This window comes from Paenibacillus sp. FSL F4-0087 (assembly GCF_038020215.1).
GTDB classification, from domain to species: domain Bacteria; phylum Bacillota; class Bacilli; order Paenibacillales; family Paenibacillaceae; genus Paenibacillus; species Paenibacillus taichungensis.
This window is the reverse complement of record NZ_JBBODJ010000001.1, coordinates 6,321,060-6,341,808: the sequence shown is the minus strand read 5'-3', so window position 1 is coordinate 6,341,808 and position 20,749 is coordinate 6,321,060. Positions and strand designations below refer to the sequence as shown.

Genomic DNA, 20,749 nt, shown 5'->3' with positions numbered 1-20,749 from the left:
CTACACCTACTTTTCTGAAAACCATTGTCTCAGCTCTGCAATGTCTTGATCAGAAAGCTTGTCGCCATCATACAAAGCTGAAATCAAATTTTTTACAGAGCCTTGATATAATCCATCCAGGACTTGTTGTGCCTCCAATAGCTTGTAGTCTTCGGGCGAAATACGGGGGACATACTTGTTGGTACGTCCATCCCTTGTAGCTGTAAGAGCCCCTTTGTCTACTAGCCTAGAGAGAAAGGTGGAGATGGTTTGCGCCTTCCATGCTTTACCCCTTTGGGAAAACATGTTCAGCAGTTCGGTGGAGGTGACAGGTGGCTCACACTCCCAGATCACTTCCATCAGCTCCATTTCAGTATCCGATAATTTTTGAAGATGGTTCACAGTGAACACTCCTTAACTTCGTTATGCGTCCATATCGAAGGTTATTACTACACTACGTAGTAGGTATAAGTTACTACAACGTGTAGTAGATAGTCAAGTATTGAATGGATGCTGCGGAATCAGAGGCAGGTCTGTACTAGCTATCAGCTCAATCTTTGATTGATTATAATGCAGAGACGAATGTCTGGAGTATATACTTAGTCTTAAATTCTGAAATCACTATAGAGGAGAAATAATATGAATCTGTTTCATATACAATCTACATTGCAAGAGATCGATTGGACCGCATCGTTCCTGGAGAATAACTTTATCGGTATTGGTTGGCCGGCGACAGGAGATTTGGAGCATGAGCCTGCAGAAGAATGGAAAGAGCAATTAGTTCAACGCTACAGGATAGGAAAGACGGAAATTCGTGATGTCCTGGACGCGCTCCATACTTTTGCCTACGTCATGCAGGACGGGGACTATGTTTTGATAAATGATGATGAATGGACATATGTAGGGGATTTGGGTGATTATTTTTACGATGATTCCAACGGAACCGGAGAGGAATACATATGCCACCGACGAGGCGTTACCTGGCTGGGACGCATTCCCTTAGCAGAGTTAAATGATAAAGTACTTGCACTTGTGAGTCATTACTCAATCATTGCGAAATTCGAACACCCAATTACACAGGCTCAACTGGAGCCCTGGGTTTCGATCACCTCTGCAGCCACTGAAGGAGATAATCATTCTTCAGTTAGAGTAGATGAAGGCACTATTCAAGAAGCACTCAATGTTCTAAAAAAGGCATTGCATAGCGAAGAAGAGGAGCTGCGAATCCGTGCAGCGGCGGCAATTTTACAATACGCCAAATCCTAGGGCTTTCTCACTTTGGTTTCTTTAATATCGGGCTTTCTAGTAATGGAGAAGAGGTGGGACAAAGGACATATGTATATGAGTTAAATAATAGTTAGTGTTGACCAGACGCCAAATGGTGTCATAATATTTAAGCGACACTACATGGTTTCGAATGAAATTAACTGCCTTTTCTTGGCAATCATATGTAAGAGAGAATCTTTTTAGAAAACACAATAAAATGATTAGCATGATGAAGGATGGTCCCTAATGACAACTAATAAAACTAATCCCAAGGTGGATGAATATTTAAACAAAGCAAAGAAGTGGAAGGAAGAATCAGAGAAGCTAAGAGAGATCGTTCTTTCCTGCGACCTGACCGAAGACTTTAAGTGGATGCATCCTTGTTACACGTTGGAGAATAAAAACATCGTTATCATTCATGGATTTAAGGAGTATTGTGCGCTTCTTTTCCATAAAGGAGCCTTGTTAAAGGATAAGCAGGGTATTCTAATTCAACAAACAGAAAATGTACAAGCTGCTCGCCAGATCCGGTTCACCAATCTTCAACAAATCGTTGACATGGAAACCATCCTGAAAGAGTACATTCTTGAAGCCATTGAGGTTGAAAAGGCCGGATTGAAAGTGGAACTCAAAAAGAATACAGAATATGTTGTTCTAGAAGAGTTTCAAACGAAACTGGATGAAAATCCTGCTTTGAAAACGGCTTTTGAAGCACTGACACCTGGACGTCAACGAGCATACCTTTTTTATTTTTCCCAACCGAAGCAATCCAAGACTCGCGTGTCCAGGGTGGAGAAATCTACACAGCAAATTCTGGATGGAAAAGGGTTAAATGATTAAACCGTTAATTTAATTTGGGAAGCAGCTGTTTTAAAATTCATTTATATGCGTTGAAGCACCTGCCTTGGTAGGTGTTTTTTTTGTTTTGTCTTTTGTCGAATATGAAATCATCTTGTCAAATGTACTATTGCATGGTATCGTTGATAACGATTATCAATATCATTTGAAAAAGGTGGGTTTATTTTGCTGAAACGAAGAAATTCGATATGGATTATATCTGCATTGATTGTATTGCTCGTACTGAGTGCATGTGGTCAGTCCGCAACATCAAGCAATACAACGGAGACCGCAAACACAACCGGAGCTGCGGACAAGGAATCATCAACCGGCTCAACTTCTGCGTCTGATGCCGATACTACAACAGGTGCCGAAGGAGAGACTGTTACATATCAATCGGATGCAGGTGAAGTGGAAGTACCTGTGGAGCCGAAACGAATTATCGATCTGACCGCATTTTCAACAGGGTACTTTGTTGCACTCGATGCTCCAGTCGTCGGAGCCTTGTCAGGTGCAATAAACAACAAGTACATCAAGGATCAGCTCAAAAGTGAGGGGACAACAGATCTGGGAGAGCAGCCAACAGCTGAGCAACTAATCAGCCTAAAGCCTGATCTGATCATCGCATACACAGGTACGGAAGGTCTCGACAAGTTGTCGCAGATTGCACCAGTGGTACAGTTACAATATGGTAAGCGCAATTTCAAGGATCTTATGTTGGAGATGGGCAAACTGACTAATAGAGAAGCCGAAGCAAAAGACTGGATCACACAATGGGAAGCGAAGATCAATGAGTTGAAGCCAAAAGTGCTTGCCGCTGTAGGAGATCGTACAGTCTCCATTTTGAATCCATACGCCAAAGGATTATTTGTATTTGGTCATAATTACGGTCGTGGCGGTGAAATACTCTATGACGAATTTGGCCTGAAGGCACCAACAAGGGCTCAGACAGAGGCAATTGATAGTGGCACAGGCTGGGCCTCAATATCGATGGAAGTGTTACCGGAATATGCAGGCGACATCATCTTCACTAGCCCTTGGTCAGGAGATACAACCGATCCGAAGATTGTTTACGATAATACGGTGTGGAAAAACCTAACTGCGGTCAAAGAGGGCCATGTGTTCCAGCTTGATCCGACCTCTGATACATACAACGACCCTGTATCGCTTGAAGGTCAGCTGAAGTTTATTTCGGATAGCCTGCTTTCGGTGAAGTAGCCCTTGAGTAATATATATTCTTTCAACCCTTTGGCGAATTCGGACCAAAGGGTTTTTCAATTTCATTTTCATGATAATATGAGATGAAGTATGCGAAATAAATCTTGGTTAGGAGAAGATAATATGGACGTTTTTTCAGAATATCTAGCACGAATTGATAACCTGGGACATCGGGACCGTACGGAAGAAGTTTTAGAATGGATTATCAAGAAGTACCCAAATTTAGTACCTAAAATAGCGTGGAATCAGCCCATGTTTACCGATCATGGCACATTTATTATTGGATTTAGTGTATCCAAACATCATTTGGCTGTGGCGCCTGAGAAGGCAGGGATTAATCATTTTTCCGATGAAATTGTAAAGGCCGGTTATGAGCACACCAAGGAATTGGTGCGTATCCGGTGGGATGGACCGGTTGATTTTTCATTACTGGAACGAATGATTGATTTCAACATTACGGAAAAAGCAGACTGTTCAACCTTTTGGCGGAAATAGGCATGATCGATAGCCTACAACAAAAGACCTCGCTCTCACTTACGTCGGTGAGCGGGGTCTTTGTAATGGGTCATTCAGCAATTGGTTTGCACATTGCACCAAAATAATCTATGACTACGCTGCGAAACGCGATAGCTGCTTTCGAGATATATCTGTTTTTATGCGACAATAATGCAATTTCCCTCACTAGGTTCTGATCCTCGATCCGGAGATATACAATTCGTTCCTGCGGGTTTCTTGCTGTATTGGGTATAAAGGCAATCCCGATCTCCGCCTCCACAAGTGCAGTTAATCTTGCAGGCTCATCTCCTTCATAAACATACTTCGGTACGAATCCGACGGATTGACATTTGGAGTCCACCAGATCACGAATACCATATCCTTTTTTCACCCCCACAAACCACTCATCCTTAAGCTCTTCTAATGTGATGCTGCTTCGATTCGCATATTGATGACCGAGAGGCACAGCAACTACAATTGGGTCCTGGAACAGCATCTGACATTCGATATCATCTCCCTGGATTGGAGGGGAAGACAGACAAAAATCAATTTCGCCTCGGTGGAGAAGCGTGCACATATCGTCCAACGTAACCATTTGTACATGAAACTGAACATTCGGCTTATTTTTTCGGAATTCCCGCAAGATTCCTGGTAATGTGCTTGCTGTAGTAACTGCCAATTGAAGTGTACCGTGATCCGGGTTGGAGAGATCAGCAATTTCCTGTTTTCCCTGTTCCAATTCGAATAAGGCTTTTTCGGTCCGTCGAAGGAATGTTCTTCCGAATTCGTTTAACCGCAGTTTTCTGCCCAATCGATCAAATAACGGTGCACCCAAGTCATCCTCCAAACGTTGTATCGTCTTGCTCAGTGAGGATTGAGTGACATGCAGCTTACCCGCAGCTTCTGTCACATGTTCACATCGGGCTAACGTCAGAAAATAGCGTAGCTGAAGAAGTTCCATTTCGCACCACTCTCTTATTTCTTTTAGTTCATCAAATCATAACATAAAATGCGTTGGAATAAATAAAGGGATTCCATTAAGATGACAACAGAAGAAGGAGGGATATACATAATGAATGCTCGAAATATATGGTTAATGATATCTGTGGGCTTGGGAATTATGCTGAATCCGCTCAATTCCTCCATGATATCTATAGCAATTGCAAGACTACAACAGGAGTTTATACTTGATGTTACGACCGTGTCATGGATTATTTTTTCCTTTTACATTGCAAGTGCTGTGGCTCAACCGGTCATGGGCAAGTGCAGTGATCTGTTCGGCCGCAGAAAGATATTCCTTATCGGTCTGGTTGTTGTCTTTGGTTCCTCCATGTTAGCTCCGTTATCTCCAGACTTTTCTTGGCTTATCGTATTCCGGATCATTCAATCTGTTGGCACAAGCATGATGGTAGCCGTCGGAATGGCGATTGTAAGAATCCACGTTACTGAGAAACAGGCTGCTGCCCTGTCTATCCTTGCGATGTTCCTGTCTGGTGCAGCCGCGGTAGGCCCTTTTATTGGCGGTGTATTGATTCATTGGTGGGACTGGCAAAGTATTTTTCTAGTGAATATTCCATTGGTAATCGCAAGCTTTATATTCGCCTGGAAAACCATTCCCAAAGAAGCGACCCTCAAATCCAACTATGGCGACATGTCCATCAGAAAATGGTTCCTGCTGATTGATGCGCCCGGCATACTTTTGTTCACCGTTGCATTGGTGACTCTGCTAATGAGCGTGCTTTCCGTTAAATCAACCGGACATCTTTTAACTTGGCACCTTATGGCAGGAGGGATCGGATTGCTTGCATTAGCAAGTTTTATCCGACATGAATTGAAAACAGCGTCCCCCTTTATTCCGCTGAGGGTATTTGCCAAATATCCCGAAATGACCTGGGTGAATGTACAATTTATGCTGGTTAACACTCTGTTTTACGCTCTGTTTTTTGGTGTGCCATCTTATTTACAGCAGGTACGCCATCTGAACGAAGTTCATACAGGACTATTGATGCTAACCCTTGGTTTATGTTCACTCATCAGTTCTCCTCTCGCCGGACGCTGGATTGACAAATCAGGTACGCGGCCAGCTTTGATCGTTTCAGCGGTGTTAATGACGTTCGGGTCCATCTTGATTGTGGCATTGGATAAAGGCTCACCAGAGGTGAATGTCATCTTGCCCTTAGCTGTATTTGGTATAAGTAATGGGCTCAACAGTGTTGGTATGCAGGCGGCTTTGTTTAAAAGCACACCCAAAGATATGATCGGTGTCGCATCAGGTATTTTTAATACATCGAGATATCTGGGGACCATTTTGTCATCGTTGTTGATTGGAATTGTCATGGGAGACACATTCAGTTTTATAGGATTTCAAACGCTTGGAATCATCCTGACAGTATTAGCTGCATCTTTAATCATCATGACCTTACGACGCCAGAAATCATCCTCAACGCAGACGTTATAGTGCCGAATCTCATAATTCATATCATTACGTAGTCATATATTGCTTTCGAAATTGAAGCGGAGACAACCCGATATACCGTTTGAAACAGGATGAGAAGTATGGAGCATAACGAAAGCCCACTTCTTCTGCAATGCGATCAATCAACCAGTCTGTAGTAACCAGTAATCGCTTTGCACGTTCTAAACGAAGTTCATTTAAATATTCAATTGGTGTTTTACCATACTTCATCTTCATGCAACGGATAACATAGTTGGGATGAAAATGGAGAGCTGCTGCCAACGTTTCATTCGTGACCTTTGTCTTGTAATTCTGTTGAATATATATTGCTGCTTGTTCTGCTAATCGTGTCTGCACGGAATCCATTACCCGCAAGCTGCCTTCTTCCAGCATGGAAAGCAATTCACCTAGCAAGCGCTGCTCCTGCCAAAAGGAGCTATCCATTTCTAGTGTCAATAATTGCTCCAGAAGATTGAAAGCCGCTTGTGGATGGGCTAATTTCGAATGTTTAGGAAGCCTTAACGTATAAGGATTGCCAAACGGTCTGGAGGAATCTTGCAACTCCGGTTCATGATCAGAAGAGGTCAGCAAGCTTTCATATCTTTCAACATGCTCGAAATGCAGCCAGTAAAATACCGTTTTCTGTGAACACGGCCTGACCGAATAGTGTTCTCCTTCTGGCAGCAGGATTAGTGAGTCTCCTTTCTCCAAGGTCCATTGCTGATCATTCTCTCCAATATATAATTCTCCCTTGACCACAATCAGTACATCGTAGATACCAAGCTTTTTTCGGTTCGGATGTTGATCTCCGATTTCATATTCAGAACGTCCTGCTCCTAGATAATAGGGGAGTTGGGGGACGTTAAGCTCTATGATTCCATCTCCATTCAAAACAGATAACCCTCCCTATTAGTGTTAAATTTTATAGAAAAGAGTTCAATTCAATTCTATTTTCCCATGTAATCACAGCTTATAATTGAAAACCACAAGAGTCAATTTTATAGGAGGAATTCCATAATGCGAAAAGCCAAAGTAGCCATTCAAGACACCTTCTGGAAAGAATACTCCGAATTAGTCCGTCAGACTGTCATTCCTTATCAATGGGAAGCGCTCAATGACCGAATCGAAGGCGCGGAGCCGAGCTATGCCATCCGTAATTTCCGAATTGCAGCTGGCTTGGAGAAAGGTGAATTCGGGGGATGGGTATTTCAGGATAGTGATCTCTACAAATGGTTGGAAGCGGTTGCTTATTCGATCGGTAACCATCCTGATCCCAAGCTGGAGAGCATCGCTGATGAAGTGATTGATCTGATTGGTCAAGCTCAACATGAAAATGGCTATGTAAATACCTACTTCACCATTAAAGAGCCTGGAAGACAATGGACCAATCTGTATGAAGCTCACGAGCTATATTGTGCTGGACATATGATAGAGGCAGCAGTTGCATATTATCATGCGACAGGGAAGCGCATTTTTCTCGACATCGCATGTCGGTTCGCTGATCTCATTGATAGCTTGTTTGGAACCGAGCAAGGTAAAATTCAGGCGTATTGCGGGCACCAGGAAATTGAATTAGCTCTGGTTAAACTGTACAACGTTACAGGAGAACAACGTTATTTGAATCTGAGCAGTTATTTCATTAATGAGCGCGGTAACAAGCCAAGTTATTTCGTGGAAGAGTGGGAACGCCGGGGACGGAAAAATATTTGGTCACAGGGGACTCCCAATCTTGAGGTATATCAGTCTCATCTGCCAGTGAGAGAACAAACGGTCGCTGTGGGTCACTCTGTTCGTGCAGTCTATATGTACACCGCCATGGCCGATTTGGCACGCCTCACGAATGATTCAAGTTTGCAAGAAGCCTGTGAGCGGCTCTGGATCAATACAACGCGCAAGCAAATGTATATTACCGGCGGCATAGGTGCAACACATCTGGGGGAAGCATTCACGTTTGACTATGATCTGCCTAACGATACGGTTTATGCAGAGACCTGTGCTTCCATTGGACTAATTTTCTGGGCACGTCGGATGCTGCAATTGGAAGCCAAAAGTGACTATGCTGACGTCATGGAAAGAGCACTATACAATAATGTGCTTGGCAGCATGTCCAAAGATGGACAACATTTCTTCTATGTAAATCCACTAGAGGTATACCCGGACGCAAGTGAAAAAAATCCAGACAAACATCATGTGAAGCCCGTACGGCAGAAATGGTTTGGTTGTTCATGCTGTCCGCCTAATGTGGCACGTTTATTGAGTTCACTTCATGATTATATTTATGACATATCTAATGACGGAAAAACGGTGTATGTGCACTTGTTTATCGGTAGCGAGCTTCAATGGGTGACAGGAGACGGTCTGCAAGTAACAGTACACCAACGATCCGAATTACCGTGGCATGGAAAGGTGGAGTTCTCGATTTCTTTGGCTGGTAATGATGCTAAAGCTGCTCCATTTGAGATTGCAGTCCGCATTCCTCAGTGGTTTCAAAGTCAGGATCCAATATTAAAGATCAACGGAGAACCTCAACATTATCGTAAGCATAATGGTTATGCAAAAATGGAACGTGCCTGGTCCGATGGTGATACAGTAGAGTGGATATTGCCACTAGAGACCCAATTGATCGCTGCTCATCCTCTGATCCGGCCAGATGCTGGGAAAGCTGCCATCCAACGCGGCCCACTCGTTTATTGCCTGGAGCAAGTGGATAATGGATCTCCACTGTCTTCACTCTCATTCGCAGAGGAGCCAGAGTTGAGAGAACACGAAACGCCTGAACTGCTTGGTGGCTGCATTACTGTAGAAGTTGATGGGCTACTTGTGGATGAATCCGTGTGGTTGGATAATCAACCTTACCAGCCGTTACACAAAAACGTCAAACCAGTACAACTCACAGCAATCCCTTATTATTTATGGGGCAATCGACAAGCCGGAGAAATGAATGTTTGGCTTCGTACCTGATTCTATAATTCGTTTGTGACACCTTTCATTGAAAATCGGTAAAGAGACACAATTACAAAAAGTCGCCTAAATGGCGACTTTTTGCTTTATGGTCATGCTCATTTAATACAAACAGCTTCTTTTTTTAAACGAAATTTAAGATCCGCATTAAACCAATGTAAGGTTGATCTTCTATACTTGCCTCTGAGCTTCAAAAATCATTCGAGGGAGAGATTTATATCAATCATACACGTTCATACACATCAAATCGAATCAGAATAACAGCCATCAGCGCACTCGCTATGATTCTGACCGCATGCCCGATCATAAGTACGGGTAGTGCTGCCGCTAATGCAGCTCCTGTATCAGCTATTTCACAAGCAACAAAAGATATTCAGGCTCAAGCGCCTATCCAATATCGAATTCAAGCCCGGCTGGATGAGAAGAAGATGACCATAGAGGGGAGTGAATCCATTACTTACAGAAATACGAGCAAAGATACATTGAAGCAACTGGTTTTTCATACTTATGCTGATGCCAATCTTTCGGAATCGACACAGACGACCATGTTTAAACATTCCAATGAAGAGATTAGCAAAAATAACCCTGATAAGAAACCGGAAGACTTTCTTGGAGGAATTGATATTGAGAAGGTGACGACCGGTGGGCAAGCCCTTGATTTCAGTAATAAAGACCAAGCTATGTCGGTGAAATTGGAGCAACACCTTCAGCCTGGTGAATCCGTGACGGTTCAAGTCCACTTTAATCTGAAGATTCCCTATGGCTCACAGCGGTTATCGTATTACAAAGATATTATCAATGGGGCTCATTGGTTCCCTGTAATGTCAGTCTATGATGAGGCCAAGCATGAATGGGATAGCAAACCTTATAGTAAAACATTTGAAACGGATTATTATACTTCCGCGGATTATGAAGTTCAGTTCAATGTTCCCGATCAATATCAGGTAGTGATGCCTGGTACGATAACCACACGGGATGATGCAGAGACTGGACGCAAAGTGGTATCCACCGTAGCTGAGAATACGAGGGAGTTTGCTTTCTTTGCCAGCCCAAACTTCAAAGTGGACAGCGTAACCCGGAATGGCCTCACCGTAGAGTATTATTATTTTGACAACCAGCCAGGTAAGAAAAAAATCGTTGATGGGTATGTTGATCAAGCATTCAAAGCCATTGATTTTTTCAGTGATAAATACGGTAAATACCCTTATCCTGAATTTCGGATTGTTGAATCATATGTAGAAGGTGTAGCTATCGAGTATTCAAGGCTAATCCAAATGGGGCAAATCGGAATAAATTCTGCTCCAGAACAGGACACCGTATTTGTGCATGAAATCGCGCACCAGTGGTTTCATGCGTTAATCGGGAATAACTCGGAGACAGAGTCTTTCCTGGACGAAGGATTTGCAGATTTCTCCAAAGTGTATTTTTCTGAGAAGCAGGGGGATACGATGAATGGCTTCAAGTCCATCCAATTTGACGATTCCACTGTGGATAAGGCTATTGCTTCAACTAATGACGAGGTGGGAGATTGGGCAAGCCCAGTTTATTACGATAAAGGCCGTCAAGCGATATACCAATTGTACCGTTCCGTCGGTGAAGAGAAATTCGATGCCTTTATGAAAGAGTATTTTAAACGCTATGTGTACCAAAACGCTACGATTGACGGACTTCTTCAAACGATAGAAGATGTACTGGGGAAAGAGGCGCGAGATGATATGAAGACGGTTTTATATGAGCCTAATTTTACGCTGAAGCCCGAGTATCAACTGTCGAATGAGGAGAAAACGGCATACCTGCATGATCAGTTTCAATCGCTGTATGGATCAGCGTTAACTCAGGTTCCGAATTTACCTTTTGAAACGATGAGCCGTGTGATGGATAAAGCCCTTCAAGGTGAGCGATTAGCCATTGTGCTAAGTGATCAGGTGAGCAAGGCAGCGAACAAACAACAGGAAGCTATGGTAAACCAACTGACAACTCTTCTGGATTTAACCGGAGTGAAGTATGACCTGATCCAGGACCGGCAGGAATTGAAGCGAAAAATGAAAAAAGAACTGGCTACCAGCAACCTGATTGTACTTGGTAACGCCAAATCAAATGGTTTTGTACAAGCATTAAAATCCAGCATTATAGACCGTGCTACCCATATCGGTTTTCAATGGAAAACGACTATGAACCAACCGTCTGCTGCGGGAGCCTATGTGATCAAACACCCTTATAATCAAAATCGTTTGATGCTGCACTATTTCTGGAATGAAGATCATCTGAGCAGTGGGAGTCTTGAACCATTTATGATGAAGATGCAAGAATCCATTGGATTCAGCAGCGCTTATTATCAGTACTATATGTTGGACAAGAAGGGCAAGGTAACATTGGATAAAAAAGTGGAAAATCCACTTTCAAAATTTTTCGCTGAAGAATAACCCGAAGTGTCCATTCTTATAAAGAAAGATTAAATACCTTGGCAATTGTCATGCGAAGATCATCATATTGTCTGTTATAGAGTCGCCTATATGGCGACTTTTTTTATTTAAGTTCATTTTAGGTTTTTAAAACCTGTCCTGAAGGGTAAATATAACGTGGATCTTTAAATGGATGTAAAATAAAACGTTGCGGAGGAACATGAAGAATGTTAGGGAAAGCATTGATTGTTAATATACTGCAAATAATAACAATATAATGTGCAAAGACACCTAAAAATGTACGACACGACAGTAACATCAATGACAAGAAAATGATTAGGATTCGGAGAACACCGAGATGAGGAGGACATATGAAAACAACCAAGGTCTCATTTTTTGTACTATCACTAATTCTGCTCCTAGTGGCGGGGTTATCCGGATGGTCGGGGGATGCCAATGCAAACTCCAATTCAGGTAAAACCTATGTGATCGGCACGGACATCACATTTGCACCGTTTGAATATCAAGATGAAAATGGGGATTATGTAGGCATCGATATGGATTTGCTGGATGCGATCGCCAAAGACCAGAACTTCAATTATCAAATCAAAGCCCTGGGATTTAATGCGGCTGTGCAAGCTCTTGAGTCCAATCAGGTGGATGGCGTCATTGCCGGGATGAGTATCACGGATGAACGCAAACAAAAGTTTGATTTTTCAGAATCCTATTTCGATTCAGGTGTAGTTATGGGTGTGAGCGCAAATAACGATACCGTAAAAAGTTACGAAGATCTTCGCGGTAGAAAAGTCGCCGTGAAGACTGGCACAGAAGGGTACAGCTTTGCTGAATCCATCGCCTCAAAATACGGCTTTACCATCGTTCCGTTTGATGATTCTTCACAAATGTATGACGATGTAAAGACGGGGAATTCAGCAGCGTGTTTTGAAGATTATCCAGTACTGGCTTACGGGGTAAAACAAAATAACGGTTTAAAAATCGTGACCAAGAAAGAAGATGGGGCTTCCTATGGATTTGCGGTTAGCAAGGGGCAGAATCAGGAACTCCTAAAGATGTTTAATGACGGCCTAACGAATATTAAGGTAAGCGGGGAGTATGATCGTATAAAAGAGAACTACCTTGGCGAGAATGTTGTCGCAAACCAGGGTCGTTGGGAATTAGTTCAAAAATCTCTACCTGTGCTGTTCAAAGGTATGGGGAAAACACTCTTGTATACGATTATGTCGCTGTTTTTCGCCTTTATCATCGGCTTGATTTTTGCTTTTATGAAAGTGGGTCAAAATAAGTTTCTTCGTGTTGTTGCTACTGTATTTGTGGATATTTTCCGCGGGATACCGTTGATCGTCCTGGCATTATTTATTTATTTCGGGATTCCTCAGGCGATGGGCTTCACCATGCCACTGTTCCTGGCCGCCATTCTGACGTTGAGTCTAAATGCAGGAGCGTACGTAACGGAAATTATTCGCGGGGGTATTCAATCGATTGATCGTGGACAGATGGAGGCCGCCCGTTCATTGGGGCTTCCTTATCGCAAAGCGATGATAAAGATTGTAATCCCTCAGGCCATACGGGTTATGATTCCTTCATTCATTAATCAGATGGTTATTACATTGAAAGATACGTCGATCTTGTCCGTTATTGGTCTGGTGGAGTTGACGCAATCCGGTAAGATTGTCATCGCAAGAACATTCGCCTCTTTTGACATTTGGTTGACTGTTGCGATTATGTACCTGATTGTTATCATCACATTGACTAAAATTGCTGACTACCTGGAGGTGAGGGTTCGTCGTGGGTAAAATTAAAGTAGAAGGATTAAAGAAAAGTTTTGGCACGAATCATGTGCTGAAGGGCATCGATATATCGGTCAACGAAGGTGAAGTTGTCTGTGTCATTGGACCTTCAGGTTCAGGTAAAAGTACGTTTTTGCGCTGCATAAACCAGCTAGATGAGATCACAGCTGGACGGGTTATCGTAGATGATAGGGATCTAAATGATCCCAAAACGAACATTAACAAAGCTCGCGAGAACATAGGTATGGTATTTCAGCACTTTAACCTGTTTCCTCATTTCAGCGTGCTCAAAAATATTATGTTTGCACCCAAAGAACTTGGGAAATTAAAAGAACAGGAAGCACGTGATACGGCACTTCGTTTACTGGATCGGGTTGGTTTGTCGGATAAAGCTAACAGCTATCCCAACCAACTTTCGGGGGGACAAAAACAACGCGTAGCGATCGCTCGTGCGCTTGCCATGAATCCGGACGTTATGTTATTCGATGAACCAACTTCGGCGCTCGACCCCGAGATGGTAGGCGAAGTCCTTGGTGTAATGAAGGATCTTGCGAGCGAAGGTATGACGATGATTATCGTGACTCATGAAATGGGCTTTGCCCGTGAAGTTGCGGATCGGGTTGTCTTCATGGATGGTGGATATGTTGTAGAGCAGGGCACCCCTGTTGAAATATTCGGAAATCCAAAAAATGAACGGACGATCAGCTTCTTGGAGAAAGTACTCTAAAAAGCCAAATCAAAACCCCTTCAAGATCATTTCTTGAGGGGTTTTTGGTGTGCATTTAATTTGAATGGGTCATTGCTCGTAGACGTTTTACATCTTCTCTTGGCGGAAAACCAAACATGCGAGAATATTCACGACTGAATTGTGAAGGACTTTCATAGCCGACCTGGAAAGCAACATCCGCAGCATCCGTCGATTCAGACAATAACAGACGCCTTGCTTCCTGCAGTCTTAATTGTTTTTGGAACTGAATAGGACTCATGGCGGTAACCTCTTTGAAATGTCTATGCAGTGAAGCCACGCTCATTTTTCCAATCTCCGCAAGCTCCTCGATGCGAAACGTTTGATTATAACTACTTACAATCCGTTCAATCACATCTCGGATGCGGTACGTAGCACTTCCTTCAAGTGCAATCTGCTCTAACATGCCTCCATGCTCACCTTCAAGAACTCTGTAGAGAATTTCCTTGATGTACAGAGGGGCCAATATCGAGATATCCTTTGGTTTATCCAGCAACCGGACTAATCGAATTAGGGCATCCAACATCGTTAACTCCGTCGGGCTAACATATATGCCTCGTTTGGCATTTTCCTTCCGCCTACCTCGCAATTCGGTATCGCGTAATACATCCAGCACTTGCTCCGGCGTAAATACAAGATTTAGAGCCAAATAGGGAGCGTCTGAGGAAGCCTCAACCACTTGTGCGGTAACCGGAAGGTCCAAGGAGGCCACAAGATAATCGGCTGGACTGTATCTGAAGCGCTCCTCGGCCAGCCATACATCTTTTGCACCTTGAACAATAATGCACAAGGACGGTTTGTAAACAGCATGCTTCGGACCGGTCACTGATGAGCGACGAATAAAAAATAAAGAAGGAATCGCAGTTTCATTTAAACCTTCGTGTTCTGAATATTGCTGAATAACACGGGCAAGATCTTCCTGTTGCTTATATATGGGCTTAGACATAATATCCTCCTTCAACGGAATAGCCCAATTATAAACCATGAAGATCCTATATATAAATGGTCTTGAGAAGATTAGGCAATCTTTTGCGATGAATTGGTTATCGGTCTTAAATTCACTTGGTGCATAATTGGATGACAGAGACACGGCAACAGCCTTACTTTTTTAGAGAGGAGAATCAGAATGAAAAATCGTTCTCTCGCTATTAACGAAATGCGTTCTGACTGGAGGTGAGAATTTGTTTACACGGATTAAAAATCTGTTTGAGATAAAAGGATATCGTTTATTCATCATTTGCATTCTGCTGGTCGGAATAGGTATTTCAATTACTCAGCCATATCTGTCCTTGTATGCCACCGAAGTTTTGGGAATGAGCATGGGAACCTTTGGCGTTTTCATGGCAGTAAGTTCATTAGGTGGAGTACTGGTCAACTCGCTTATTGCCAAACGGTCAGATCGCGGCTTGGATCGGAAATGGTTAATTATTTTGGCAATGATATCGTCTGCGTTGGGATACGCTTCATATTTGGTATTTGATCAATTCATTATTCTGTTGGTTGTCATAACTTTTTTTAGTGGATTAGGCGCACCTGCGATGCCGCAAATCTACGCCTATGCACAGGAATCGGCAGTAGCAAGTCAAAACAATGATAAAACGTTCGCAATGTCTATATTACGTTCACTTGTGTCCTTAGGCTTCCTGATTGGACCACTTGTCGGTACAGTTATATTGGGTGTACTTGGATATAAGGGTCTCTTTCTGGGCACGTCCTTTATCTATATTACCATCGCATTTCTTGTTTTCTTTTTTCTACAAAGACGAAAATTAGTCCAGCAAAATAAGGATAAAGTAAAAAGCGCACACACTTCATCGCTGAAAAACAAAAAAATCATGCTGCCGTTTATCGCCTTTATCTTCCTGTTTGCTGTAAATGCGATGAATACCATCAACACACCGTTGTTTATTGTTCATGAGCTTCAGGGTACACCGATGGAAGTTGGATTGGTCGTTAGTATCTCTGCTTGTTTGGAGATCCCCATTATGCTTGTATTAGGTTCCTTGGGCAAGAAGATATCAAACCACACTTTGTTGATAATCGGTTGTTTTGTTGGGCTTGTTTATTACGCCATCTTAAGCCTATCCACCCATTCCTGGCAGCTTATCGCGGCGCAGCTCCTGCAGGCAATATATGTAGCCATTGTGATGGGGAATGGACTAAGCTATTTCACGGATTTGTTGCCTCATTCACCGGGACAGTCCACGACGCTCTATTACAATGGCTCTATTATTGGTCGTCTTGTGGGAAATATGGGCGGCGGTATTCTTGCCCAAATCATCGGATTTCGTCATGTGTACTGGATGTGTATCGTTATCATGATTTTCTCTGTGTTGATCCTATGGGCGACAAGGGTTCATTCAAAAGCCAAACCAACAGCAGGACACTCCGCGTAGTTCTTATTGCTTCAATTCCATGTTCAAAAGAAAGAGGCTGGCAGGTGTTCACTCAGGTGAATCTTGTTTAGGCTTCTTTTTCATCTGCAATGGCCTTCTCGCCCGTTGAATAAACCAATTGGTTACGAACCAGGGAGGGCAGGAATCTTAGATAGAAAAAGCTGACAGCGATCGTGCAGAATGCCAGCATGTAATGCAGCCAGGTGACCGATAACCAGAATGGAAAGGTGAGGGCGATACCTCCCAGAGCCAGTGAGTGCCCAAGCATCATAATTGGCTCGATTAATGAATTAACTCGGCCCATATTTTGCGGGGGAACAAGCTCTGGCATCCAACTGCCAAGCGCAATGTTAATGGGAGCTATGGTGATTCCCGCCAACAGGATGAGAACAAGATAGACTTCGATCCGCACGGTTGTTCCAAGTCCTCCGATGAGCAGGCTGGAAATGATTAGCCCCGATATCAAAATCGGAGTTCTTGTGAAGCGCCGGATGAAGTGAGGAGCAATGATACTGCCTATCAGAAAGCCGATCCCCATAAAGACAGTAATAAGCGAAGAATGAACGACGTAATTGTCGGGGCTTAGCTTGTATTTCATGGTGAAGATGGGGAGTACAGAGAAGACACCGTTTACAATACCGAAAAACAGAAATCCACTAATCAGTACGAGAAGCAATCGATTTTCGGAAATATACCGAAGGCCATGCCAGAAATCCTTAAAAAGAAGTGATAGCCGTAGTTCCCGAATAGAGGTTCTTCCGTTGGGGATACGGGCACGTTCGGGGAAATCTCCCCAGGCTAATAGAAGACCGGAGATCAGGAAACTGACACAGTCGATGATAAAGGCACCTTTAATGCCGATAAAATGATAGGCCCCTGCTCCTAAGCTCATGCCAAAAAGCATGAACATCCCCATGATCATTTGATTGAGGCCGGAGGCCTGAACGTATTGGTCCTGATCAATGCTGCCTTGCAGCAATCCCATTTCTGCTGGACCAAAAAATTTGGATATCGAGCTGCGTAAGAAGAGCATCAAAAAGCAGAAGAACAGCATGTCATAATGAACAAATAATAGCAGCAGCAGGGTAAGGCCTGCCCTGATCCAGTCACTGTAGGCGGCAATATGCTTGCGGTCGAATCGGTCAGCGATGACACCAACGATCCAGAACACAGTCAAGGTAGGCAATGAATACATCAGCTCTGCCATCGTAGCGAGTGATGGGCGCTCACTATACCTGTCTACCAAATAAAAGGCGAATGCCATATTTCCAATCACGGTTCCTAGCTGTGACGCAAAAGCCGCAATGAAAAGCTTACAGAACGTTGAATTACGAAAGAGCGTCTTCATTCCTTCCTTCCCCCCTAATGTTACATCTCTTTGATCGATACTGGATGGAGCAGATTCTTCAAATAAAGCATCAGTGCCTCATACTGCATCCGAGTGTTTGCTTTTTCAGGACCAATGGCAATGTAGTGAGTCATAATCCCCTCCTGAAAGGAAGCTGCGAGTCTGGATATATCCATAATGTTCATGACAGGTGAGAACTCTTCACGTTCCACACCGATTCGAAGCAGCTCCGCAAACTGTGCGATTCCCTTTTCATATCGTTTAAGAAGCAGCTCGCGGCGGGGCTCTTCGCGCCACCCGACCAGAAAGTACTCATAGAACGCTGGCATCAATCCTCCGTGGGGAGAACGATGGAGTTCTTGCAACTGCTGGGAGTAAATCGTAGTCACCATTTCCCATATGGAGGAAGAGGAATCCATTAGTTGATTGATATACTGTTCATAATCGGCATCCTGATAATCCAGTAATGCTTCGAAAATATCCTCTTTGGTCTGATAATACAAGTAAATCCAGCCCCGACTCATACCAGTTTCCTGAATGATATCCTTTAACGTCGCTGCACCATAACCCTTTTCGGTAAACACCCGTTTGGCTGCTTCAAGTATTTGCAGATTTCTCCGTTCTTTTTGAGTATCTGTTAGTCTGGGTGACATTTCACCACTTCCTTCCCGTTTCATCAAAATGAACCTCGTGTCATTTTTATAATAATGACACGAGGTTCATTTTGCAATAGAAAAAAATAATCAACGCAAGAACAATTCTTCAAGTGCGTTGATTATTTTTATATCACTCATCCAAATTGAAATTCTTCAACGAATAAGTAGTCATTTGCATGTTATTGGCGTAGTCAATTTGAAAGATACAGGAATATATCACGTTTAATACGTAATCAAAGGCAATTTGTGATGAAAACGTACCGATCTTTGCATGTTTTGTTTCGTCATTCGGCACCTGGATACAGATCGTACTCATCTTGGCCAACTCACTTTGATGATTCGCGGTAATCGTAATAAATGGAATTTTTGCACGCGAGAAATGTTGGGCTGCCTTTAGGAAAATGGGCGATTTTTCATGATAGGTCAAAAAAATGGCGCAATCCTGTGGGGTAAGATTTATGGTGTGGTAGGCCCATTCAGATAGCTCTGTTGTGATCACGACGTATTTATTGATTTTAATCAATTTATTCTGAAAGCTCTTCGCGCGAATCTGAGAATCCCCCAACGCATAGATGAAGATTCGTTTCGCCTGATCGAGTAAATGGGCTGCTTCTGTTAGAGAGGCTTCACCCATAAAAGCAAAGTTTTTCTCAATCGTTTCTTTCATTAGTTCAGCTATATCTTTTGCCACCTGGAGTGAAGATTCGCCAAGAGCGAACGGATAATTGGGATCGATATTGGAGATGTTCTGAGCATCCTGCTGAAACTCTCGGGCAAGCTTAATACTGAACTCCTTAAACCCTGAAAGTCCAAGCTTATGAGTTAAGCGATTGATGGCAGAATGTGACGTGTATGTAGCTTTGGCAAGCTCTTGAATATTCAAATGAAGCATTAGCTCCTTATGGGTCAGAATATAAGAAGCGATGCTTTTTTCATTTGGTGTAAAGTGGTTCATGTCTGTTAATTGGGTCAATATTTTCAACAGGTTCACCCCGGATTCATTGAAATAACGTTGATGTAGAGCGTCCAGTAAACATTTTGTTTAAAAAGAGGGCATCAGAATTACAAAACATTGATCAAATGTACCGTAATTTCTTCAAAGCTCCTCCGGAGGATTTTCTTCTTCTATAATAAACAAAAAAGAGCCTAAGGGGGAATTCATATGTTAACCATCGGTTACATTGGCAATGGCAAAAGTACAAATCGTTATCATCTTCCTTTTTCATTGAATCGGGATCATTTGAAAGTAAAAACGATATACGCCCGTCATCCGGAGAAAACGGAGTGGGAGAAAGTTCCTGGTGTTCTGTATACAGATGATCTTGCAGCTTTTATGAATGACGATGACATTCAGTTAGTAGTGGTATGTACTCACACCGAATCTCATTATGAGTATGCAAAGAAGGCACTCGATCACGGAAAGCACGTACTTGTTGAAAAACCTTTTATGCTGACCAAGGAAGAAGCCGAATCCATTTTCCAATACGCCAAAGAAAAAAATCTCTTGATTCAATGTTATCAGAACCGACGATATGATTCGGATTTTCTGACGACTAAGAAAGTGATTGAGTCAGGAAAGCTTGGCGATTTGCTGGAAGTGGAGATGCATTACGATTATTATCGACCGGAGATCCCGAATGCTACCACCCATTTTTCCAAATACAAAAGTTATTTATACGGGCACGGTGTTCACACCATTGATCAAGTATTATCCTATTTCGGGCAACCGGACAAGATACATTACGATGTCCGTCAATTGCTGGGGCCTGGCAGAATGAATGATTATTTCGATCTGGACTTTTATTACGCTTCGCTGAAAGTATCAGTCAAATCTAGCTTTTTCCGCTTAAAGCCCCGCCCGAGTTTTATAGTATACGGCAAAAAGGGAGTATTCGTAAAACAAACTGAGGATCGTCAAGAGGAACATCTGAAGTTATTTTACCTTCCTGAGGGACATCCCGATTTTGGTAAGGATTTGCCTCAACATTATGGCGTACTGACATATCTGGATGACGCAGGAATCTACCATGAAGAAAAAGTAATCTCTGAACAAGGCGATTATGCAAGAGTGTATGACGATATCTATGAAGCCATCAACCATGGCAAAGAAAAAGTGATTCAAGACAAAGAAACGATCGCGGTTATGGAAATATTGGAAAAAGGTATGAAGGAGTGTAACTAAT

18 protein-coding genes are annotated in these 20,749 nt (G+C 42.9%); 11 read left to right on the top strand and 7 right to left on the bottom strand.

Going from position 1 to position 20,749, the window contains the following annotated elements; genetic code table 11:
• Window positions 1-6 precede the first annotated feature (6 nt).
• On the bottom strand, window positions 7-381 hold the full coding sequence (locus MHB84_RS28800; RefSeq protein WP_076288565.1) for a BlaI/MecI/CopY family transcriptional regulator: 375 nt from the start codon (window positions 379-381) through the stop codon (window positions 7-9).
• 237 nt (window positions 382-618) lie between these two features.
• On the opposite strand from MHB84_RS28800, the gene MHB84_RS28795 reads away from it, so the two are divergent.
• The 4 genes from MHB84_RS28795 to MHB84_RS28780 all read left to right on the top strand — a co-directional run bounded on the left by MHB84_RS28795 (window position 619) and on the right by MHB84_RS28780 (window position 3,795).
• Window positions 619-1,245: a hypothetical protein gene (locus MHB84_RS28795; RefSeq protein WP_076288566.1), complete on the top strand. Its 627-nt coding sequence runs from the start codon at window positions 619-621 to the stop codon at window positions 1,243-1,245.
• A 246-nt stretch (window positions 1,246-1,491) separates the two neighbouring features.
• Entirely contained in the window at window positions 1,492-2,085 is a 594-nt protein-coding gene (locus tag MHB84_RS28790; RefSeq protein ID WP_076288567.1) for a YdeI/OmpD-associated family protein, read from the top strand.
• Between the two features lie 183 nt (window positions 2,086-2,268).
• Window positions 2,269-3,300: an ABC transporter substrate-binding protein gene (locus MHB84_RS28785; protein WP_083678842.1), complete on the top strand. Its 1,032-nt coding sequence runs from the start codon at window positions 2,269-2,271 to the stop codon at window positions 3,298-3,300.
• 123 nt (window positions 3,301-3,423) lie between these two features.
• Window positions 3,424-3,795 (top strand): iron chaperone, encoded by a 372-nt coding sequence (locus MHB84_RS28780; RefSeq protein WP_076288568.1) that lies wholly within the window; start codon window positions 3,424-3,426, stop codon window positions 3,793-3,795.
• A gap of 70 nt (window positions 3,796-3,865) precedes the next feature.
• On the opposite strand, the gene MHB84_RS28775 is transcribed toward MHB84_RS28780, so the two are convergent.
• Complete coding sequence (locus MHB84_RS28775; protein ID WP_076288569.1) at window positions 3,866-4,756, bottom strand: LysR family transcriptional regulator; 891 nt, start codon at window positions 4,754-4,756, stop codon at window positions 3,866-3,868.
• A gap of 111 nt (window positions 4,757-4,867) precedes the next feature.
• On the opposite strand from MHB84_RS28775, the gene MHB84_RS28770 reads away from it, so the two are divergent.
• Window positions 4,868-6,253: an MFS transporter gene (locus MHB84_RS28770; RefSeq protein WP_076288570.1), complete on the top strand. Its 1,386-nt coding sequence runs from the start codon at window positions 4,868-4,870 to the stop codon at window positions 6,251-6,253.
• Window positions 6,254-6,277: 24 nt separating this feature from the next.
• Here MHB84_RS28770 and MHB84_RS28765 read toward each other — a convergent pair whose 3' ends face one another.
• On the bottom strand, window positions 6,278-7,141 hold the full coding sequence (locus tag MHB84_RS28765; protein ID WP_076288571.1) for an AraC family transcriptional regulator: 864 nt from the start codon (window positions 7,139-7,141) through the stop codon (window positions 6,278-6,280).
• 126 nt (window positions 7,142-7,267) lie between these two features.
• Between MHB84_RS28765 and MHB84_RS28760 the strand changes: the two genes are divergently transcribed.
• From MHB84_RS28760 to MHB84_RS28745, 4 genes are all read left to right on the top strand, one after another.
• A complete protein-coding gene (locus MHB84_RS28760) occupies window positions 7,268-9,211 on the top strand; it encodes a glycoside hydrolase family 127 protein (RefSeq protein ID WP_076288572.1) in 1,944 nt (647 codons plus the stop codon).
• Window positions 9,212-9,492: 281 nt separating this feature from the next.
• Complete coding sequence (locus tag MHB84_RS28755) at window positions 9,493-11,634, top strand: M1 family aminopeptidase (RefSeq protein ID WP_143764618.1); 2,142 nt, start codon at window positions 9,493-9,495, stop codon at window positions 11,632-11,634.
• A 350-nt stretch (window positions 11,635-11,984) separates the two neighbouring features.
• Window positions 11,985-13,427, top strand: a complete 1,443-nt coding sequence (locus MHB84_RS28750; RefSeq protein ID WP_076288574.1) for an amino acid ABC transporter substrate-binding protein/permease — start codon at window positions 11,985-11,987, stop codon at window positions 13,425-13,427.
• On the top strand, window positions 13,420-14,148 hold the full coding sequence (locus MHB84_RS28745; RefSeq protein WP_076288575.1) for an amino acid ABC transporter ATP-binding protein: 729 nt from the start codon (window positions 13,420-13,422) through the stop codon (window positions 14,146-14,148). The genes MHB84_RS28750 and MHB84_RS28745 overlap by 8 nt, the downstream gene beginning before the upstream one ends.
• Before the next feature lie 55 nt (window positions 14,149-14,203).
• Here MHB84_RS28745 and MHB84_RS28740 read toward each other — a convergent pair whose 3' ends face one another.
• Window positions 14,204-15,112 carry an AraC family transcriptional regulator gene (locus MHB84_RS28740; RefSeq protein ID WP_076288576.1) on the bottom strand — a complete coding sequence of 303 codons (909 nt, stop codon included), beginning with the start codon at window positions 15,110-15,112 and terminating at the stop codon, window positions 14,204-14,206.
• 235 nt (window positions 15,113-15,347) lie between these two features.
• Here MHB84_RS28740 and MHB84_RS28735 point away from each other — a divergent pair, with 235 nt between their 5' ends.
• Window positions 15,348-16,562, top strand: coding sequence for a sugar efflux transporter (locus MHB84_RS28735; RefSeq protein WP_076288577.1), 1,215 nt, complete (start codon window positions 15,348-15,350; stop codon window positions 16,560-16,562).
• 67 nt (window positions 16,563-16,629) lie between these two features.
• On the opposite strand, the gene MHB84_RS28730 is transcribed toward MHB84_RS28735, so the two are convergent.
• The 3 genes from MHB84_RS28730 to MHB84_RS28720 form a co-directional block, all read right to left on the bottom strand.
• On the bottom strand, window positions 16,630-17,910 hold the full coding sequence (locus MHB84_RS28730) for an MFS transporter (protein WP_076288578.1): 1,281 nt from the start codon (window positions 17,908-17,910) through the stop codon (window positions 16,630-16,632).
• Window positions 17,911-17,930: 20 nt separating this feature from the next.
• Window positions 17,931-18,587: a TetR family transcriptional regulator gene (locus MHB84_RS28725; protein ID WP_076288579.1), complete on the bottom strand. Its 657-nt coding sequence runs from the start codon at window positions 18,585-18,587 to the stop codon at window positions 17,931-17,933.
• Between the two features lie 109 nt (window positions 18,588-18,696).
• Window positions 18,697-19,548 carry a MurR/RpiR family transcriptional regulator gene (locus tag MHB84_RS28720; protein WP_076288580.1) on the bottom strand — a complete coding sequence of 284 codons (852 nt, stop codon included), beginning with the start codon at window positions 19,546-19,548 and terminating at the stop codon, window positions 18,697-18,699.
• A gap of 180 nt (window positions 19,549-19,728) precedes the next feature.
• Between MHB84_RS28720 and MHB84_RS28715 the strand changes: the two genes are divergently transcribed.
• Entirely contained in the window at window positions 19,729-20,748 is a 1,020-nt protein-coding gene (locus MHB84_RS28715; protein ID WP_076288581.1) for a Gfo/Idh/MocA family oxidoreductase, read from the top strand.
• The last annotated feature ends 1 nt before the right edge of the window (window position 20,749 follow it).